The sequence below is a fragment of the Mesorhizobium sp. M1A.F.Ca.ET.072.01.1.1 genome, assembly GCF_004023325.1.
Classification (GTDB): Bacteria; Pseudomonadota; Alphaproteobacteria; order Rhizobiales; family Rhizobiaceae; genus Mesorhizobium.
Genome location: NZ_RZSF01000665.1, coordinates 1 through 1009, shown reverse-complemented (window position 1 = coordinate 1009; position 1009 = coordinate 1). Strand labels below are relative to the sequence as shown.

Genomic DNA, 1009 nt, shown 5'->3' with positions numbered 1-1009 from the left:
CTTCTGCCGCGTGCCCGACCGGCGCACGGTGCTCCAGTCTGACGAAACCCGGCAAGTGCTCGACGAAACGCATCGCCTCGGCACGTGGGTCGTCAATTTCGACGACCTGCTCGACCGGCGCCAGCTTCTCAACAGCGGTATCTCAGTGATCCGCTACAAGCATGCCGCCGGCAGCAATCGCTCGCTGATCATCTCGTCAAAGGCGTCCGATACGCTGCTCCGCGCAACCTTATGTAGCCGGCTCCGCGGTCTCGATGCCAGCTATGATGCAGAGGCCGCCGGCGTGCTTGCAGGCAGGCTCATCAATGACGCTAATTCCGTATCGGGGGATATCGTCCTGCGCGCGGCGCGGCGCGGGACGAGCGCGGGCGAGCTGATCGGCGTGGTCCTCAGCAAATATCTGGTGGATCACGAACTTGGCGACCGGCCGCGGGCATGGCTGTTCCTCGACGATTATGCGAGTTGGCTCGGCCAAGTGGAAGGCCGCATGGCCGATCTGCTGTGCCTCGCCCCCTCGATCGACGTCGACGGCAACCGCTTCCTCGATGTAATCGTCACCGAGGCCAAGTTTGTCTCCACGACCAAGCTGCGCGACAAGGCCGATCACAGCCAGGTCCAGCTCAAGGCTAGCCTGAGGCGCTTCGAAAAGGCGCTGTCGGCCGAAGGCGAGCCGGCCGACGCCGCGATCTGGCGCGCGCGGCTGGCCGAGATGCTGCAAGACGCTCAGCGCGACGGCACCAGCCTCGACTCGAGCTGGCGCACGGCGATCCGCGACGGCCAATGCACGATCCGCGTGGCGGGCTACAGCCATGTCTTCAGCCACGGCTTTGGCGACGCTGAGATCGGCTCGGCCGACCACATGATCGGCGTGGAGGGCACGCAATCGGGCTATCAGGAGCGATTTGCGCCCGCTACGGTCCGCGAGATCGTGCGGACCTATGCCGACAACCGCGATCCCACGCCGCTCCGCCAGCAGCTTGGAGCAATTTTGCTCGCCGAGACCCTTGAG

General features: G+C 65.1%; 1 protein-coding gene. It reads left to right on the top strand.

The window, feature by feature from the left end:
• Positions 1–1009, top strand: a 1009-nt coding sequence (locus tag EOA32_RS39090) for a hypothetical protein (protein ID WP_210214891.1), incomplete at both ends; no start/stop codon positions are given.